General features: G+C 41.3%; 9 protein-coding genes. All 9 read right to left on the bottom strand.

Annotated elements, in window-relative coordinates:
- Positions 1-52: 52 nt before the first annotated feature.
- A complete protein-coding gene (locus BY457_RS04245; protein WP_258176585.1) occupies positions 53-3,289 on the bottom strand; it encodes a SusC/RagA family TonB-linked outer membrane protein in 3,237 nt (1,078 codons plus the stop codon).
- A gap of 594 nt (positions 3,290-3,883) precedes the next feature.
- Entirely contained in the window at positions 3,884-5,071 is a 1,188-nt protein-coding gene (locus BY457_RS04255) for a RidA family protein (protein ID WP_146130951.1), read from the bottom strand.
- 25 nt (positions 5,072-5,096) lie between these two features.
- Positions 5,097-6,575 carry a TolB family protein gene (locus BY457_RS04260; RefSeq protein WP_106152077.1) on the bottom strand — a complete coding sequence of 493 codons (1,479 nt, stop codon included), beginning with the start codon at positions 6,573-6,575 and terminating at the stop codon, positions 5,097-5,099.
- A 10-nt stretch (positions 6,576-6,585) separates the two neighbouring features.
- Positions 6,586-8,346 (bottom strand): DUF6057 family protein, encoded by a 1,761-nt coding sequence (locus tag BY457_RS04265; protein WP_106152078.1) that lies wholly within the window; start codon positions 8,344-8,346, stop codon positions 6,586-6,588.
- Positions 8,347-8,481: 135 nt separating this feature from the next.
- Positions 8,482-9,675, bottom strand: coding sequence for a hypothetical protein (locus BY457_RS04270; protein WP_106152079.1), 1,194 nt, complete (start codon positions 9,673-9,675; stop codon positions 8,482-8,484).
- A 112-nt stretch (positions 9,676-9,787) separates the two neighbouring features.
- A complete protein-coding gene (locus BY457_RS04275; protein WP_106152080.1) occupies positions 9,788-11,506 on the bottom strand; it encodes a RagB/SusD family nutrient uptake outer membrane protein in 1,719 nt (572 codons plus the stop codon).
- Between the two features lie 13 nt (positions 11,507-11,519).
- On the bottom strand, positions 11,520-14,681 hold the full coding sequence (locus tag BY457_RS04280) for a SusC/RagA family TonB-linked outer membrane protein (protein WP_106152081.1): 3,162 nt from the start codon (positions 14,679-14,681) through the stop codon (positions 11,520-11,522).
- 388 nt (positions 14,682-15,069) lie between these two features.
- Positions 15,070-16,815, bottom strand: coding sequence for a RagB/SusD family nutrient uptake outer membrane protein (locus BY457_RS04285; protein ID WP_106152082.1), 1,746 nt, complete (start codon positions 16,813-16,815; stop codon positions 15,070-15,072).
- Between the two features lie 21 nt (positions 16,816-16,836).
- Complete coding sequence (locus BY457_RS04290) at positions 16,837-19,962, bottom strand: SusC/RagA family TonB-linked outer membrane protein (RefSeq protein WP_106152186.1); 3,126 nt, start codon at positions 19,960-19,962, stop codon at positions 16,837-16,839.
- Between the last annotated feature and the right edge of the window lie 236 nt (positions 19,963-20,198).

The following is a 20,198-nucleotide window of genomic DNA, read 5'->3' on the forward strand; positions in this document are numbered from 1 at the left end:
TGCAACACCTTTTATACCAAAGGATTTGCCTCATAATCACGTTCATCATTTACTAAAATGACACATTCAGACCCACGGTATAGATACGCGGTGCCGGATAACGTCCGTTATCAAGTCCGTAAACATTCTGACTGGTCTGACTGGCACCAATCTCAGGATCAAAACCCGAGTATTTGGTAATGGTATAAAGGTTCTGAACTCCGGCAGAAAGTTTCAGATTATCAATACCCCAGCGAGAGGTCAGACGGTTGGGAACATAATATGCCAGAGAAATATTCTTAAACCTCAGGTAAGATCCATCCTCGATATAACGATCTGATATGCGCATGTTATCATTGGGGTCACCGGCAATAGCTCTGGGCATATTGTCTTTCCCCGTTTGAACAATTTGCACGTTATCGATATCGTTGTACCATCCTTCAACGTCATTAATGGGGCCAAGAATCGTGCGGTCTGTTACTTCCGCCAACTGATTGTCCCACATATTATCCATTCCCGAAAGGCTGCGTCCGATATAATTGAGGACTTTATTGCCATAATTACCGTTCATGAAAACGGTTAACTCCACATTCTTATATCTGAATGTGTTGTTCCATCCAAATGAAAAAGTAGGCCATGGAGATCCCAGAAATGTCTTGTCATGCTCATCTATTACACCATCGGGTTTTCCATTAGGACCTGAAAGATCCTTGAATTTCAGGTCACCCACCCAGGTGGTGGTAGCTCTGTCCCAGTTTAGATCACCTGTTTCAGGATCTGCGTTGGGGAAGGCCTCCTGACGGGGACTGTTTATGATATCCTCTTTACTGGTAAATACTCTGTCCACCTCATAGCCATAAAAGCCATAAAGCGATTGACCCAGTTCGGTCATGGTCACCACATCACTCCATTGCCCGTAACCTTCGATATGAGCGGAAGGAGTTCCGGTAAGACCAAGCAGAGTATTGTCATTCATAGTGAATGTAATTCCACTTTCCCAGCGAAACATCGGTGTCAGAACAGGTCTTGCATTTAGCGTTATTTCCACACCTTTATTCTCTATTTCTCCAAAGTTTCCTGAAGGAGGGTTGAGTCTGGATGATTCATTTCCGCGTGTCCCCATATAAGAGGGCAACTGCATGGCCATCAACATATCAGACGATGTTTTGTGATACAGATCCACAACAACATCAATGCGGTTATCGAAGAACCCGAGATCAATACCTAAGTTGTACTGCTCCTGTTTCTCCCACTGAATATAGGGGTTGGCAATATTGGTCTGACGATAACCATCACCCAATCCTGTTGGCATTTTGGTAATAGAGGCACCCCACTGATAACCACCGATACTGGCATTACCTGTTTGCCCCCATCCTGCGCGAATTTTAAAGCTATTCACTATTCCGCTCAAACCATCCCAGAAAGGTTCATCCGACACACGCCACATTCCGGAAAATGCATGAAAAGGGGCCCAGCGGTTTTCGGGACCAAAGTTTGAAGATCCGTCATAACGGTAGGTATAGGTCAGATAGTATTTACTACTGTAATTATAGTTGGCTCTTGAAAAGAAAGAGGCCATTGAACCACTGCCAAACCCGGAACCAACAACCATTGTATTGTTGTCTCCCAAACTGGGGGAGTGAATCAGGTTACTGGGCAAAGCGCTACTGGAGCCGCTCAGGTATTCCCAGGTGGACTCGGATACTTCCTGACCTGCCATCAGACTTGCACTGTGTCGTCCAAAACTTCTGGAATAAGTCAGGTAGTTCTTTAACTCCCAGAAACGGTTCTTATTGTATTGCCAACGAGAGCTGTTCTGAGTATTGGCAACATTTCCATACTGATAAGTAGGAGTAAACGTATAGGCATTGGTATTACCAACATCCATGGAAGCCTCTGTCCTGAGTGTCAGCCCCTCAATAAAGGTAATATCACTGTAAACATTGGCTGTAAAATTGGTTCGTTCAAGACGGATTTCTTCATCCAAGGCTTTTGCAATAGGGTTAATTTTACCAGGGGAACCTTCACGCTCATCACCGGACCAGCTACCATCCACATTGTAAACAGGTACATCCGGTGAGGTTTTCAGTGCCACATTGATAATACCATTATCACTGTTGTTCAACCCCAATTGATCTTCACTTTGAGCAAACGTAATGTTGGTACCGATGGTCCACCAATCCTTTAACTCAGAATCAAGATTCACACGACCGGTAAAACGCTCATAGCCGCTACCAACTACGGTACCTTCCTGATCGAAATAACTACCGGAGATGAAATACTTGCTCTTTTCAGTTCCTCCTGAAGCACTAATCTGATGGTTTTGCATGGGAGCTGTTTGAAACACAGCATCCTGCCAGTCAGTTCCGGCACCCAAAAGAGAAGGATCCAGCAACTCTTCCCGTGATTCACGACCTTCTGTCTCAGCAGCAATATTGTTACTGTAAGAGGCATATTGACGCAGGTCCATCACATCAATTCTTTTGGCCTGCTCCTGAATACCATACTGAAAGTTATAGTTGAATTTTGCTTCACCACTCTTTCCTCTTTTTGTAGTAATAAGCACAACACCGTTAGCTCCGCGCGAACCATAAATGGCAGTCGCAGAAGCATCCTTCAGAATTTCCATCGATTCAATATCAGCGGGGTTGATGTTTGACAAACCACCACCAAAGGTACTTACAGGAGCATTTCCCAATTTATCACCAAGACCAACACCATGGCCACCCTGACTAACATTCTGAATGGGCACACCATCAACCACATAAAGCGGCTCTGCCGAACCGGCACTCAAAGTACTCTGGCCCCGGATGCGTATAGAAACAGATGCCCCCGGTTGACCGGAGGTTGAAATAGCTGTGACACCTGCTGCACGTCCTTGTAAAGCCTGATCAAGGTTGGCTGAAACAGTTTGTTGCAAATCTTCACCCTTTACCGAGACACTCGCGGTAGAAACATCGCTTTTCTTCATACTACCATACCCCACTACCACAACCTCATCTATGGAACGGGTTTCGGGCTCCATCTGAACATCCACAACAGATTGGTTGCTCACATCGATGGTCTGATTCTCAAACCCAATGAAAGAAAACTGAAGAACGTTTTGTCCTTCCTCTAAAGTTACGCTGTAGTTACCGTCCATATCCGTAATAGTACCCTGTGTGGTACCCTGTATAACAACGGACACCCCGGGAAGCGGTGCCCCGGTTTCATCGGTAACGTTTCCGGTTACTGTTTTCCCCTGCCCAAAGGCCATTACCTGAAAGGCCAGAAAAAACATAGCTAAAAAAAACCGCAGATTTTTTCTCATAAGAAACAAATTAAAATTACACTGTAAAATCCAATTATTGCCAGAAAGTCTTTTTACATTTTTTTACATTACAAATGTATTGCTTGACACAATCTCATTCTAATACTTTTCTATCATTTCCTTTTGCTTTTTTTACACTTTTACATTCCCTTTATCATTCCCAAACCCTATCAAAAAATTAATTTTAAGTAATATGAAACCGGAAATAACTTCTACAACTCACTATAATCAATAAAACAGAGCCACTGAGATCGAAATGGCATTTTTAATCACCTTCATGAGCATCATCCATTATTAATGAAATATGAGTTCCAAAAATTGATCATTTATTACCCAGTTTGTTCACCTTTTCAACAACCAAGACAGGTTTCATCCTGATATTTTCATAATATACCTGAAGAAACGATTGAACTGAATAATCTTTTTTTAACAAATAAAAACAAATCAACAACTCACAACAGGGCTCATTTGTATTTGATTGAGGGGTAAATTGTATTATAAAAAGAAAAGCCGCCTGAAAATCAGACAGCTTCATCACAAAACAAGTAGGTCTATACTAATCAATCGTGGAAAAACCAAAGTTCAACGCAGCGATCAATTCTTCGCAACCATTTCCCCTTCAATCTCAACGAGGAGGTTATCCCGGCAAACATCCGCCTGCACAAAGACCATCGGAACCTCCGGGAAATGCCGCTTGCAAATTTGTTGCACAACCGGAAAATCGTCCTCCTTTTTCACATACACCCGAAGCAAATTATAGCTCCAGGTTTCCCGATTTGGAAATCCTTCCGGCGATCTGCTTAATCTTTCCAGATTGTCAATGGTAACACGAGTTTGCTTCTTCACATCGTCAATTCCAATCGTTTCCTGACCAATAATGGAGGCCGTTCCGGACAAAAACAACGTTGAATACCCCTGCATCTTCAGCAACCTGCCCCTTTCGAACTGCGGGGGCTGCTTCACAGCATTGGTTGCCGGAGCTGAGCCAACCAGCACCTCCTGTCCATACACATAAGCATTCTGTTGGTTTGGATTATTTACAGGAACTGATGCAACACGATTCTCCAATGACTTTATTGCACAAAAATCGATGGTTACTCCGGGTATTTTAACCCCGATTCCGGTAGCTGCCGGAAAATCCTTCCGGGTGCGATACTGCTTATAAAAATGGCCACGCACTTCATTAAAAACCTGATAATTCTGCAAATACCGGCCATCGGCATCATTCATTTTCAAAATCTCTCCCACATAGTTCCATTGACGAATGATATGATCCATCGTCATGCTTTCTTTTTCCAGAATTTCGACCACCTGTTCAAAGGCACAAATGGCATCCTGCTCGATGTCTCTAAAATGATCAGGTTCTCCGGCTCCACTCATCCATAATTCCTTAACCATAGCATCCTCAATCAGAATGTACGGAGTATCCCGATGCATTTTATAATGAATCTGCAAATTTTGTCCGGTTACAAATCCCGCCTCCACAGCAAACAAAGAATCAGGAAAAGGTTTTTGAGAAACGATATTGAAGGCAGGAACTTCATCACGAAAATACTCAAAAATGGCCCTGGAAAAATCAGCAGCTTTGCTTCTGTAGCTATCTTCATCCTCACAACTCGTAAAGACAGTTAATTTAAAAACCTGTCCATTTATTGCTGCCCCGTATTTCTTAACTTTGTGCAGCAACCTCATTATCCCTCCAATAGAATTATTGTCTTTTTCAAGCCCTAAAACCTTGTAACTCTTTTCTATCCCCATAGAATCATCTTTCGAAAAATTCACCTCAACTAATATTTTAATACCTTTATCAATCGTTCCTCTCTTCAAACCTCAACTGAACATGCTCATTGTTTACAGCTTCTTCCAATCGATCAGGATTCATATTAACAGGTTGATTAATAAACTCAGGCACATTAAATGAGTAGAAGGTCATATCGTAAAAATCAGGGTCTTCCTGAGGCAACAAAAATGGTTTGGCTGCATTTCCATCAGCGTCGATGTGTGCTATAAAAGGCATGGTGTAGAGACCGTTAACTCTGCGACTGCTAAACACAATCCACCGGGAATTAGAAGACCATGAATGGTAACTCTCTGTCTGGTCGCTGTTAAGTGCTTCAAGCGGTTTATTAATTCCTGTTTCCGTGTCATACAACCACAAATCCGCCTCCGGGTGCCAGATTGAAAAATTCCCATAGTTAAACCTGGTATAAGCAATAAACCGACCATCATAAGAAGGCCGTGGGAAGGATATAGTGTAATCTGACGCAGAAGCATTGACAATAGTATCTACAGAACTTCCAAACTTTCCGGATTCCGGATTGAAGTCAATTCTCAACAAATTGTATTTAATATTTTTGACTTGAAGAGGAAGAGTGTCAACCTTTGAAGAACAAAAGAATAAAGATTTACCATCGGGCGAGAAAGCTGGAAACGTTTCCATATTCTTCCCACTTCTCAGGGGATCACACGAAAAAAGTTTATTCCTTTTAACATCAAAGATTACAATATCTGATGCATGGTCAAAGACTTCGATCCTTTTGGGATTGGCACTATGAAACGTTTGCTGAGTTTTGTTTACCGAATAAGCAATATAGTTGCCACCGGGATGCCAATAAGGATACACACAATTTGAAAGTGTTTCTTTAGTTTTGGTATCCAGCACTTTTAAGTTTCCATCATTGAGCAAAACTGTGCCTCCCTGAGATCCGCGAATATGCAAACTCATATTTTCAGCATCCGTTTGTCTGAAGGAATGACAGTTCATGCAACTCCCCTGGAAAAGCGTATTCTCAACAATCGCATCCTGATCAAAACTATTCAGAGACCTCTGATAAATCCCCATTTTACTGTAAATCTCATATCCTGGTGCGATCAGTCGATAGGAAAGTCCATAATCTATCGGGTCACTGCTGATATAAACCGGGAAAGGCGAAAACCGATACCATGCTCCATTGCGATTTACCTCAAGGTGAAACATAAGGCTATCTCCTTTCGACGTCTCAAGAAGATGCTTCCATTCATCCAACGGAATCTTCATTGCCTGGCCTGCCCTCACCCTCAAGCTCTTACCTTTACTGTTCTCTATCAACAATTCTGAGTGACGAACAGAATCCCATTCAATTCGAAAATTGAGCGGTGCAATCCCTTCCGGGATGGTCACTCCCACATAATCCGGGAAAATATCAGGATGTGTCCCTGTTTTCTGAACGCCTGATTTCTCCCGGGCACAAGAACTAATTCCCAGAAAAAGAATACTGAGGAGTATTGAGAAATGAAAACCCTTCATGACAAACCTTTTAATTCCTAAAATGAAAATAATACCAATAAGTATCGCCAAAATCTTTGCGCAACAATGATTGCGGATTGGATTGGGACGTATAAACCTTCCTGTATTTATTCAATGAAGACTGGATCTCCCGGTTGATGGGATACGGTATATCCTTAATAACCTCACTCTTTGACACATCCCATGCATAAACCAGAGCCTCCTGAAAATGCCGGGGAATTGTAAAATAAGGCAAAGTCTCACCAAGAGGGAAATACTGCACAAAATGCTGAATATCTTTATTCAACAAACAGTAAGCCATCAGGTACTCAAAAACCAGCTTACTCTTCTTTTCGGAAAAAATAATTCCAAGCATCATATCTTTTTCCTGATCACTAAAGAAGAAATCTCTGTCCAGCTTCATCCTTCTTAAGACTCCATATTCAGGGTGTTGATTGATTAAATCCTCATTTTTCATGGCTCTATCAAGATAAGTAGCCCACTTACGGTAGTAAAATGTGTTTTGAAGAATTTTCAAATACTTCTTTGAAAGCACATAATTGCCGTTAATCAAACTTGTCTCGGCCAACCGTTTTATTGTCCTCACGCTCTTCTGATAATCAGGTAAAGCCTCCATTGCTTCAAAAGAAAATCGCTGCGCTGTATTAATCAAACCCAAATGGTAATAGACTTCACCAGCAACCATAGGGATTGTAAAATCTTTTACAAAGTCAGGGATCAATCCTTCGTCCCCCTTTTGAAAGAATTCGAACATTCTGTCTCCCAGTTGTCCCTTTTTACCTAAAGCCAGATTCAGACAAGTAACAGAAAGCGGACTTTGAGGAGTTTTTACTTCAGCCTTATGGATAATCTCTTCCCATTTACGCATTCTTACATAAAAATCATATTCCATTATTTCCTCTCTTTCAAAATCCACCGACCGATGTATAAACCAGCTTCCAAAAAGTAAGAAAACAATCACCTGAACAATAAGAATACTCTTCTTTAATGGGAATTGTCTGCTGGAAAGATATTTCGACACAAATGGCAAAGCCACAAGCAGAAATCCGATAACCACTACAATTACCGGGAAATTTATGGGAAAACGAAAGTAATTAACACCTAAAAAAGAAGAAACAGGAGGAAACATTCCTAACCTGTTTTTCAGGAAAAAAGGTATCGTCAGAATAAGTAAAACACCTAATAAATTAAATAAAAGCAGGAATTTCCACGAACGTGTTTTTTCATTCAATTCATAGATTAAGAGGAACAAAAAGAAGAAGAGGACGCTTCCTCCGGCAATTAAATATAGTAGCGGGATTCCTAATAGGATAAACAGTATTTTCACTGTGCCCGATCTGCTAAAAGTATATAAGTAATTGGACAAGCTTACGAAAAGAATGGCAACAAGTCCGCCTGTCAGGTAATTCTCATCGCATAAGAGTCCCCAGTACATCAAAACAGGAAAGAAGGAAAGCACAAAAAAGTTCTTTGCAGCTCCAAGATTTCGGGCCGTTCCAAGCAGAATCCTCTGAAAAAAAATTAACAATGTGGCCAGAATGAAACTTCCGATCCATGGGTAAAAATAGAACTGAGTAAAAAATGCCCCCAAATAATTACTCAGACCACCTGGCTGCATTACCCTTTCAAAAAAATAATGGGCAGTAAAAAGAAATAACTGGTACTGCTCCTGATAGTGAAGGTGGAAAGCATAAAACAATCCAAAAAACAAAAAGATAACTAACCCAAAGAAAAGGGAACTTAAACCGGAAAGAGATATCTTCTTCAACATAAAAGCTAATCAGTCAATAAAACATTTACCAGTAGTAATTACAGATACTGCGGCTTCCGAAAAAAATAGTATTCTGTTAAGCAAATAAGGGCGAGCAGAAACTGCCCGCCCTTAAGCCATTATTATTGATAAACACTATTCATTGACAGCCTCAAATTTATAGAGCCAGGTCTCGCCTGTCCCATTGTCACCCCCGAGGATAAGCGTATTCTCGGTTACAGACACAAGTGCCAATTCGGTAAAGACGGCATTTCCACCATTTACATTCACACCATACAGGATACTGACACCATCCAACTTAATGGTTCCCACTGAATAACCATCAACCTTCGACCCAAGATCCAATTCTATAGATCCGGTATGAGTCCCAACAGCGTCAATACTGGTATCACCTCCCTCGAAAACCTCTTTGGTCAGTGTCATATCTGAATACTTCAAGGTCATGATTCCATCCTGACGGCCAATCATATCCTCATAGCTATTCTGCCACCATCCGGCACCAGGATCGGTAAAACCATGATAAGGACCATTGGCCCAAACCTTCCCGTTGCGTGACCATTGCCAGGACTTAGATACATCCGGGTTAGAAAGGAAATCACCAAAAAGATTTACGTATTCATCAGGAACCGTAGTCAATTCTTCTACATTAATCTCTTGTGAATAAGCATTTTCAATAACGGATCCATCAGCCTTGGTCAGATCCAGCGAGAGCGTAAAAGTACCACGAGCTGTGATAAAGAGCTCTACACGATTTTTATTTCCTTTAGCATCACCAAAGGTCCAATCACAAAGATAAGGTGCATCACAACTCAACGTCAGTTTATTACCAAGTCTTCCGTTAACAGCAACTTCCTGTACCACACTCACATTGTAATCAACCCCCTCCACATAATTGGCATTTCCCCAAAAATAGGGTTTGGAAGTTTTATCGACTGAGCCATCTGCCTTGTATTTTATACCCAGACGTGTCTTGACATTTGCAGGAAGATTGGTCATCGTATCGATCTGAACTGAAAGATTATCTTCCACTTTTGACCCGTTTCCATTCAATCCAACAAATTGAACCTCTTTAGTCCCGACATTATCGAATACAACTGTTGCATAAGAAGATTCAACCTGAGAACGATCCGAGATCCATCTCGAAAGAAGAGGAGAATTATTCTCTACAATAACTTCATTTGAATTCCTGCCATCGACCACTATCGGATCAGCTGATACCTGAAGGTTCTCCTGGCTAACAACACCCGATAATGAATCACGATCTTCGATGGGATCGCAAGCTGCAAAAACAGCAGCAATAAGGGCAATATATAATATTATTCTTTTCATTAGTATAAAATTTAATAATAAAAGTCTAATGGAACTCGCATGCAGAAACTTATACATATTCTGTTGTGGAAATCGTTGCCATGCTCGTTTCATAAGATTCTGTTTTTAAGTTTTACCAACCCGTAAAATTACTGGAAGCAGTTCCATAACCCGGAGTTTGCGACAATACACCTTCCGACAAGGCAATTTCAGACTCAGGAATTGGGAAAAATCCTCCTGTCGCTTCGTATCGTGCTCTGTAGCCTCCTCCAAAGGATTTCATAACCGTTGGGGTTCCACTTTCATATACTTTCACGCCCAACTGTCCTTCAAGCAATTCAGGAGCATCTCCCCAACGCCGGATATCAGCATATCGCCTTCCTTCAAATGCAAGCTCAAAACGACGTTCACGCTTCAAGGCCTCCAATGAATAACTCACAGGATTCAGTCCGGCCCGGGCACGCACCTCATTCAATTTATCAGCTGTTTCTGTCAATTCTGAGTGCATTAACAAGACATCCGCAAATCGGATCAACATCAGGTCATTTACACCATCCAACTGAAAGTTATCAGAAGCTCCAAACATTGGCACTGAAAAAGATGAGTAGTATGTCGGATTACCTTCACCGTCCACCTCGCCTGTTTTGGCACTAATATGAACACTCTTCATTTGCCAGTAATCTGTTTCTTCCATCATTGTCCAGCCGCCAAAAGAATAATCCGGCAGATCGGCAACAGGCATAATTGAGGCTTCTCTCCTCAGGTCACTGGGTTCGGCATCTTCCCAGGTCTCCCAAAGAGTTGGGTTGACAGGTCCGGCACCCCATCCCTGACCAAGAGGGAAAGTATTACCATAAGGCTGACCTCCGCGAATACCAAAATGAAGTAAATACTGATTAGAGTATCCAATAGTAGTATTCCAATCGGCAAAATTGGAAAACTTAATGGCAAAAACGGACTCCTGATTTCCATCTCCGGACCAATTCAGATCATTTCCATTGACCCCTGTTTCACCGGTCATTTTATCAAAATCAGGAAGCGTGTATTCATTGGTATAAGCCCAAAGATTCCTGAAATCTCCAACCAGACCATGTCCACTATTGGCAATACAGTCTTCCAGATAACTTACAACATCCGTTTTGCCGAGAGAACTTCCATCAGCCAAAGGCATCGCATCTTTATTATAATATCCGGTATAAAACAGGTAAACACGCGCCAGCAAAGCTTCTGCAGCCCATTTGGTGGCATGCCCGGCAACCGTTTCATTGTATGGCACATCCTTCATCAAAGAAATGGCAGACACCAGATCATACCCAATCTGTGCATAAAGTGAATCTGCAGGTGCATTAGGCAGATTCTCTGCTTCATCCGAATTTAAAGGCATGGGAACCTCTCCATACATTTCAGCCAATTCATGATAAAAGAAACCACGCAAGAAATGAGCTTCGCCTTTCAACTGGTTAACCTCATCGCCTTCCAAGCCCATCTTTTCAATGGAGAGAATAACGCTATTGGCTCTAAAAATTCCCTGGTAGCGGGCCTTCCAAAAAGGGCGGGAAGCATCAGTTCCATGATTCATAATTTTATCCCAGGCCTGCATCAGCTTATCGTTGTCACCTCCACCGCCAAAGCGGTCATCAGAGGCAAGTTCGGCCGCATAAAAATAGGTACACTGAGGATCGGCGACGGCCGTATTGAGAGTATTGTAAATCCCTATGACTGCCTGTTCCACATCTTCCACATTGGCGGGAAAATTAGTGGTATTTTTCTCGGTGAGGTTTTCTGTGTCAAGAAAATCTTCACAACTGGTAAATACCAGAATGGCTATTGCGAAATATATTAATCTTTTCATATTCTTCTCCTAATTAAAATTTGAGATTTAATCCAACCAAATAAGTTCTTGGGGCAGGATAGAACCCAAGATCAATACCGGAAGACCAGTTTCCCTGATTCCCGGATCCACCGTCATATCCATATCCTACCTCCGGATCCATCCCCGAATAATTGGTGAAAGTGTACAGGTTTTGAGCAGAAACATAAAATCTCACTTGCTGTAAGGGCAAATTAGTAAAGAGTTTCTTGAAGTCATACCCAAGGGTGACATTGCTGATTTTTACGTAATCACCATCTTCAATATAGATGTCAGAAATATTCTGCCAGTTGGTATTTGTACCGGGGGTAAGGCGCGGCAATTTATTGGAAGTTCCTTCACCGTGCCAACGACCAAAAATTTCGGTTGTATAATTTTGACGTTCGCTATCAGCAAATGACCGGTAAGATTTTGCAATTTGCTGTCCAAAAGCACCATTGGCTGTCAGACCAAAGTCAAGACCTTTGTAGGACAAGCTGAGGTTCAGCCCTGCAGTGAAATCGGGATGAGGATTGCCAATTTCAGTTTTATCATTGTCATCAATGACTCCGTTTTTATCTGTGTCGGCGAAGATAACATCACCCGGCTGGGCACCTTCCATCACACCCAGGCCTTCGGCACGTCTTGCATCAATTTGCGTCTGATTCTGGTAAATTCCTTCAGTTTTGTAACCCCAGAAATAACCAATGGGTTTGCCAACTTCGGCACGATACATCTCTGTAGTTCCCTGACTCAACACGTGCGGCTCACCATGTATAATTCCTTCACTGTTGGCAATCCGGGTCACTTCGTTTTTATTATATGCCCCGTTGAGAGCTACGGTGTAAGCCAAATCACCTGCGCGATCATTCCAGTTCAACGCCAGTTCAATACCACTATTCTCCACATCACCACCATTAATAAAGGGGGGCTCTGTACCGTATGAGGCCAACGCGGGAGCAACAACCAACCAGTCTTTTGTTGTTTTCACATACCAGTCAAAAGCTACCCCGAGTTTGGAATTCAACAATCGGGCATCAAATCCAAGGTCAATCTGCTCAGATGTTTCCCAGGTAATATCCTCATTGGGCAGAATATTTTGATATCCTCCCTGACTTTGTTCTGTTTTGGTATTCCCAAAGGAGTATTTTGCTGTTTCGGGAAACCCTACTGTAGCAATATACTGGAAGTTATCGATGTTACAGTTTCCATTTTGGCCCCAGCTACCCCGAAGTTTAAAGAAATTAAGGATGCCACTGACTCCGTCCATGAAAGTTTCATTAGACATTACCCATCCGGCAGAAACCGAAGGGAAATATCCCCAGCGATTCCCTTGTGCAAAATTGGAAGAGCCATCAGCACGCATGACCACAGAAGCCATATAAGTTTCATTAAAGTTGTAGTTAACACGTCCGAAGAAAGAAGCAATTCCCCCTTCTCCCCAGGGCTCTCCTTTAATGCTGGTCACACCGGCAGTATAACCCTTGGTATTGCTCAGCCATGCATGGTCAAAATCAGAAAAGATGGAACGACTATTGGTTACATCCACATTTTCTCCAAGTCCAAACTTCTCAACAGACTGACCAACAAGCGCATCAATAAAATGTCCATTGGTACGGAAAGAATAATTCAAAGTGTTTTCCCACTGCCACTGAAATCCAAGATTCATAGATTGCTGGGTCTGATCATTCTCCGGATTATACCCGTCTCCTGCGGTACTCAATTCATAAGTTGGTACATAGCGTCGGTAGCTACTGGCAGAGAGTTTATATCCGAAGCTGGTTTTAAATTTCAGATCGGCCAGAGGCTGTAATTCGAAAAATACGTTTCCCTGAAGATTATGATTTTTAGATAAATTACGCCCGCTCCGGTATTCCATCAAAGCAATGGGATTACTGGTTTGTGAATCGTAGTTGACCAAACCGGTAGAACTTTTATCATCAGCATCGAAATATTCGCCTTCTTCATTGTAAACGGGCATCAGAGGAGAAGCAACCAACATAGAGTGAATATCGTTGGCATAGATGTTTCCAATCTGAATACCATTTCGGGTACTGTAGCTGTAGTTCAGATTTTCACCAAAGCGTACAACATCCAAATCATTCACACGATAAAGAACATGATCGGAATTAACCCGCGCCGTAGTTCTTTCATAACTGGGATTAACCGGTTTACCCAGAATACCATCCTGGGAAGTATGAGAGAACCCAAATGAATAGGTAGATTTGTCGTTACCCCCGGCAATATTAAGTGCATGATTTTGGGTAGGAGCATTCTCCTCCCGAATCTCCTCAAGCCAGTTGGTTCCATTAGAATCACCAGCCATAATAGCCTCATAATTGGGAACAAAACTAGCCCAGTCATAACCTTCTTTCCCGTCATTAAAACGGGTTTCGTCCATCATGGTCATATACTCTCTGGCATCCAAAAGTGCAGGCATTTTATATACATTCTGAACGCCATAATAACCATCATAACTTACCTGAACTTTCCCGGCCTTCCCTTTTTTGGTGGTCACCAAAATCACACCGTTGGCAGCTCGAGAACCATAAATCGCTGCCGATGCAGCATCCTTAAGAACATCAATTGATTCAATATCTGCAGGGTTAAGGGCATTGATATCCCCGCCTGTGACACCATCAATAACATAAAGCGGATCGGAGTTACCTACAGTTCCAAGTCCCCGAACGTTTACTTTATATCCTTCACCGGGCATCCCTGAAGATTGGGTAATGTTCACACCGGGACTCTGACTTTGCATGGCCTGCAAAGGACTCACAGTGTTCATTTTTTGAATATCCTCTCCTGAAACATTCAAATTGGCACCGGTAGTAAGCGCCTTCTTTTGCACTCCATAACCGACTACGACTACCTCATCCAGATCGGTAAAGACATCACGCATTACCACATTAACCTGAGTCTGGTTACCCACAGGGACCTGCTGGGTTTCCATTCCCACAAAAGAAAAAACCAGCACAGACTCCTGTCCGGCCACATTCAAATTGTAATTACCATCCACATCGGTAATCACACCATTTTGAGTCCCCTGTTCCAAGACAGTCACACCGGGAACCGGATCACCTTGCGAATCGGTAACATGGCCATTCACCTGAGTCTGGGCAAATGTGGCAATGCTGAAACACAAGCCGATCAAAAAAAATAACACTCTTTTTTCCATAATAATAGAGTTAAAATTAAAACTAAAAAAACGCGTATGTTTTACTTTTTTAACAGTCGTTTTCAGCCAAGCAAAACAGCTTATTTAATTGTATGTAATACGCTTTGCAGCAGAAAAACACACACATAGCCTTATTTATATGTATTCTAAGGATGTGTATGTATAACATTATGGCTGCAAAGTTATATTGGCTTACAATCTTCTCCTAATACAATTCACTCACTTTTTTGCTGTTTTTTTACATTTTTTTGCGTTTTGATTTTAGTTTCAATTTTACCCGATCATTATTTATGTTCCTTGAATTTTAGACTGGAAGTCGTCTTATAACAAAAAAAGCCACCCCGAAACGAGGTGGCTTGGAAAAAAGAATATTGGTTTTACCCGGGATTTAGTCTGTCCATCCGGAATACAATCCCTCTCCATTCTGATACCCATCAACTTGTTCTAATAATCCCTCAGACATGTCAATCTGTGACTGTGGTATTGGGAAAAAACCTTTGGTTGCATCATACCTGCCAGAATATCCAGTGGAATGTAAGGCTTCATTCGGTTCAAGAACTCCTTTATTATATACGGGAACACCAACTTGGCTCTCCAATGCTGTTTTAGCATATTGATCCCCCCACCGGCGCATATCATTCCATCGAAGGCCTTCAAATGCGAGTTCATACTGCCGCTCTTTCTGAATATTTTCTAAAGAATAAGTAACCGGGGGCAAATCAGCCCGATCTCTAACCTGATTCATGTAAGACGCATCTTCCGTTATTTCAGACATCATCAGTAGCACATCTGCATAGCGAATAAAAATCAAATCATCACAATGAGAAAGCTGATTATTATCATTATTATCATACATGACAACACTGTAATCGTTCATAAGAGCCCCACTCTCATTTCTGGCTGTAACACCATTATATTTCTTTCCCCACCAGTTAGATTCCAGAACATGATCTCCCCAATGATTAATATTATATTCAGGAACTTCACTGGAAATATCAATAATTGAAGCCCACAACCTAGGATCATCAGGCTCATCTGCAAGCCACTGGTCAACCAAAGATTCCGGAACTGAATTTCCTTGACCCCAACCACCGGCAAAGGGATAAGTGTTTTCCAGATTCTGCAATCCACGTAATGCATAATACAACTGATATTGGTTGGAATACCCTCTTTTCACTCCCCAATCCGAAAAAGTAGAAAACTTCAAAGCAAACATACTTTCGGGATTTCTGGCACCATTGTCACTAGCATAAGTCAAGTTTTTACCTGTCTCCGCCATATAATCCTGAATATACTGATATTCATCTATTGTCTCAGAATTGGTATAGGGCCATAGTTCATGAAAGTCATTAACAAGGGTGTGACCACTATTTGTAATGCAATCTTGCAACCAAGTTTCAATATTTGCTTTAGTTACCGTTCCTCCTTCAGGCAAAGCAATGTCTGCTGCTCCGTAGAACCCGGTATAAAAAAGGTAAACTCTGGCCATCAAAGCTTCAGCTGCCCATTTAGTTGCTCTACCATCCTGTGTTTGATCATATGAAACATCAGGCAATAAATCAATAGCATTTTTAAGGTCAGCTGCTATTTGTCCATAAATGTCAGATGCAGAAGCAGCAGGCAAATTAATAGCCTCTGTTGAAATTTTAAGCGGTACTTCACCAAAAACAGTGGCTAATCGATAAAAGAACCAAGCTCTTAGAAATAAAGCTTCACCTTTATACTGATCTTTTACACCGGGGCTAAGAACTTCATCAGAAATTAAACCAATATTCTCAATAGCATAATTTGCTCTGTGAATACCTTCATAATGCTGTTCCCACATATGGTCCAGCATATCAGGCCCTGTATATTGAAAACATTCATAAGCCTGAGCCTTGGTATCTCCGGCGCCTCCGCCCCCAAGCTTCTCATCACTAGCCACTTCTACTGCAAAGAAGTAACTTTTATCAACAAATCTTTGTTCATTATTCATGGTTGTATAGATACCAGCCATCATCTGGGCAGCATCAGCTGCTGTTTGCGGGTAGTTGTCAGAAGTCTTTTGAGTTAGAGGCTCTTGAAGTAAAAAGTCCTCGCACCCAGATCCTGCAACCATTAAGGCCGCAGCAACAAAATATATTATTCGTTTCATAACAATCACTAATTTAGGTTTTTAAAATTTCAAATTAATTCCTACCAGATAAGTACGTGGGGCAGGATAAAAACCAAGATCAATACCTGACACATAAGGCTGCTCATCTCCAAAACCCACTTCAGGATCCATACCTGAATAATCTGTGATGGTAAGAAGATTACGACCAGCTACATAAAGACGAGCTTGGCCAAAAGGCATTTCGGGAAATAACTCTTTAAAATCATATCCAAGAGTAACATTTTGAATCTTAATAAAATCGCCATCCTCTACATAAATATCGGAAATACTATTTCTACTTGTACCCAGCTTAAGAGAAGGGTATGAATTGGAGGTACCTTCTCCATCCCAGTATTTGCCAATAATATCTGTAGTATAATTGTGCCAATAGTTATCCACAAACGATCGATACGACTTCATTATTTGATGTCCAAAAGCTCCCTTCCCACTTACGGAAAAATCGAATCCTTTGTAAGCTAGGTTTATTCCAAAACCGATTCTAACGTCTGGGTGAGGATTACCAATCATAGTTTTATCTTCCTCAGTAACATCCCCATCTAAATTTGTATCAGAAAAAATCAAGTCTCCAGGCTCAGGGTTTTCTTGTAAAAAGCCGAAAGACCAATCGTCTATTTGCTGTTGGTTTTGAAAAACACCTTCTGTTTTATATCCATAAAAATATCCTACCGGATAACCTGTTTGCACTCTCCATACAGGTCCTGTTTGCTCAGCTATGATACCATCCTCGCTTTGAATAAACCCTGTTGCATTACCAAGTTTTGTTACTTCATTTTCATTCTTGGATACGTTAAATTGAAGACCATAGTCTAAATCTCCCAGGGAATCATTCCATCGAAGGGCCAATTCAAAACCTTTATTTTCAACATCACCAGCATTAACAAAAGGTGCTTCTGGGCCGAAAATATCTGGAAGAGGGGCCTGAACCAACCAGTCTTTGGTTTCTTTATTATAGTAATCAAAAGCAACTTGTAAACGTGAATTAAGAAAATAAGCATCCAAACCGATATCCAACTGCTCTGAGGTTTCCCATGTAACGTCTGGATTAGGTAGAATTGCAGGGTATCCACCTAGTTGCTGCTGACTTCTGTTGTTTCCAAAAGAATAATTATTTTCAGTATCGAAGCCAATTAAACTCAAATATTGAAAACGATCTATATCTGAATTACCATTTTGACCCCAACTAGCACGAAGCTTTAAGAAATCAAAAACATCACTATTTTCCATAAAACTCTCTTCAGAAACAACCCATCCTGCAGAAACAGAGGGGAAATAACCCCAACGATTACCCTCAGCAAAATTAGAGGATCCATCTGCCCTCATAACCAGCGTTAACAAATATTTTTCATCAAAATCATAAGTTAATCGACCAAAAAGGGAGGACAGAGAGCCTTTATCCCACGGACTGCCTTCCATTGTTGAAACACCTGGAGTGTGCCCATCGGTATTGTCAATATAAGCATAATCATATCCAATAAAGGTCGGATTTGCATTAGTAGTGTTCATACCCTCTCCAATACCCCATTTTTCAACAGACTGACCAACAAGTACATCAAAAGAATTGAGCCCCAGATCAAAACTATAATTGAGAGTATTTTCAAATGTCCAATGATGTCCATTGCCAGAAGACTGAGTGATACGTCCAGGGCTCATTGACACATCAGAAGCCAGGCTATATTCCGGTTGGTAACTCCGGTAACTGTTTCCACCATAACGATATCCCAAATTACTCTTAAACGTAAGACCTTGTATCGGTTGCACCTGGAAATAAGCACTACCATTAATATTATAATTTTTGGTTTCATTCATTCCCCGGTTAACATCCATCAACGCGATAGGGTTATAAATTCGAGAGTTTACTTCCTTTTCAAGGCCAGATTCAAGCATAAAATCTCGATCAGTGTAATTACCCTCTTCATCATAAACAGGAACTAAAGGATTTCCCTGCAACATGTTTCGTATATCATTATAATACATTCCACCAATAGCAACCCCGGATCTCTTTCGATGGCTATAATTAAGCGTTTGACCAACCTTAATTATTTCCAGACCATTATTTTCATAAATAACATGATCACTATTCAAACGAAAAGTATATTTATCATGTTTAGGTTCAACAGGTTTCCCCAAGACACCTTCCTGAGAAGAATAAGAAAACCCCATAGAGAAAATCGATTGCTCGGAACCACCAGAAATATTTATAGCATGATTCTGAACAGGGGCATTTTTATTATAGGTTTCCTGCATCCAGTCTGTTCCTTCCCAACCGTTTTGAACACGTTGATATAATTCGGGAACAACAGCAGCCCAATCCAGTACATTTCCGCCAACCAAACCGGCTTCTTTATTGTAAATATCCATCCACTGTTGGGCATTAAGCGGTTCTGCAATATTCTCAATATCCTGAACCCCATAATACCCATCATAGGTAACCTCAATATTCCCCTGACGTCCCTGCTTGGTTGTCACGAGGATAACACCATTTGCAGCCCTTGCTCCATAAATTGCGGCAGATGCAGCATCTTTCAGAACATCAATAGATTCAATATCAGCAGGATTCAAGTTATTAATATCACCACCTGCAACACCATCAATTACATACAGTGGCTGTGAATTACCAATAGTACCCAAGCCACGAATATTTACTTTATAACCAGACCCAGGCATCCCCGAGCTTTGAGTAATATTAACACCAGGCGACATACTTTGAATAGCCTCCAAAGGCTCACTAGTATTCTGGGCCTGAAGATCATCACTGCTAACATTCAGGTTAGCACCGGTAGTCAGTTTTTTCTTCTGAACACCATAACCAACAACCACAACTTCGTCGAGGTCAGTGAAAGTCTCAGACAAAACAACATCAATGGTTGTCTGACCACCTACCGTTACCTCCTGGGTTTGCATACCCACAAACGAAAATACCAGAACAGACTCCTGTCCGGCAACACTTAAATTGTAATTACCATCAATATCGGTAATCACTCCATTTTGCGTACCTTTTTCCAGCACTGTCACGCCCGGAATAGGTTCGCCCTGTGAGTCACTAACACTACCACTCACCTGCACTTGTGCAAAGGAGGCAATGCTAAGACATAAGCCAAAGATTAAAAACAAAACTCTTTTTTTCATAGCCATAGAGTTAAAATTAAAAATTAGAGATTACAATTCACTTTTATTCACACTACTCGTTTTATTAATTATCACTAAAACCAGGTTAAACCAACTGCTTGTAAAGTTGGAAGCCACATATATTCTTTACCAGACAATCATCTCCCGCTCTACAAAATCTCAACTGTTCTGTTCTATGTGGTTCGACAAATATAAGGTATAGTCCCGGAAAAATGAAACCTTTTTTAAGTTTTTTT

The sequence above is a fragment of the Marinilabilia salmonicolor genome (assembly GCF_003003035.1).
GTDB lineage: Bacteria > Bacteroidota > Bacteroidia > Bacteroidales > Marinilabiliaceae > Marinilabilia > Marinilabilia salmonicolor_A.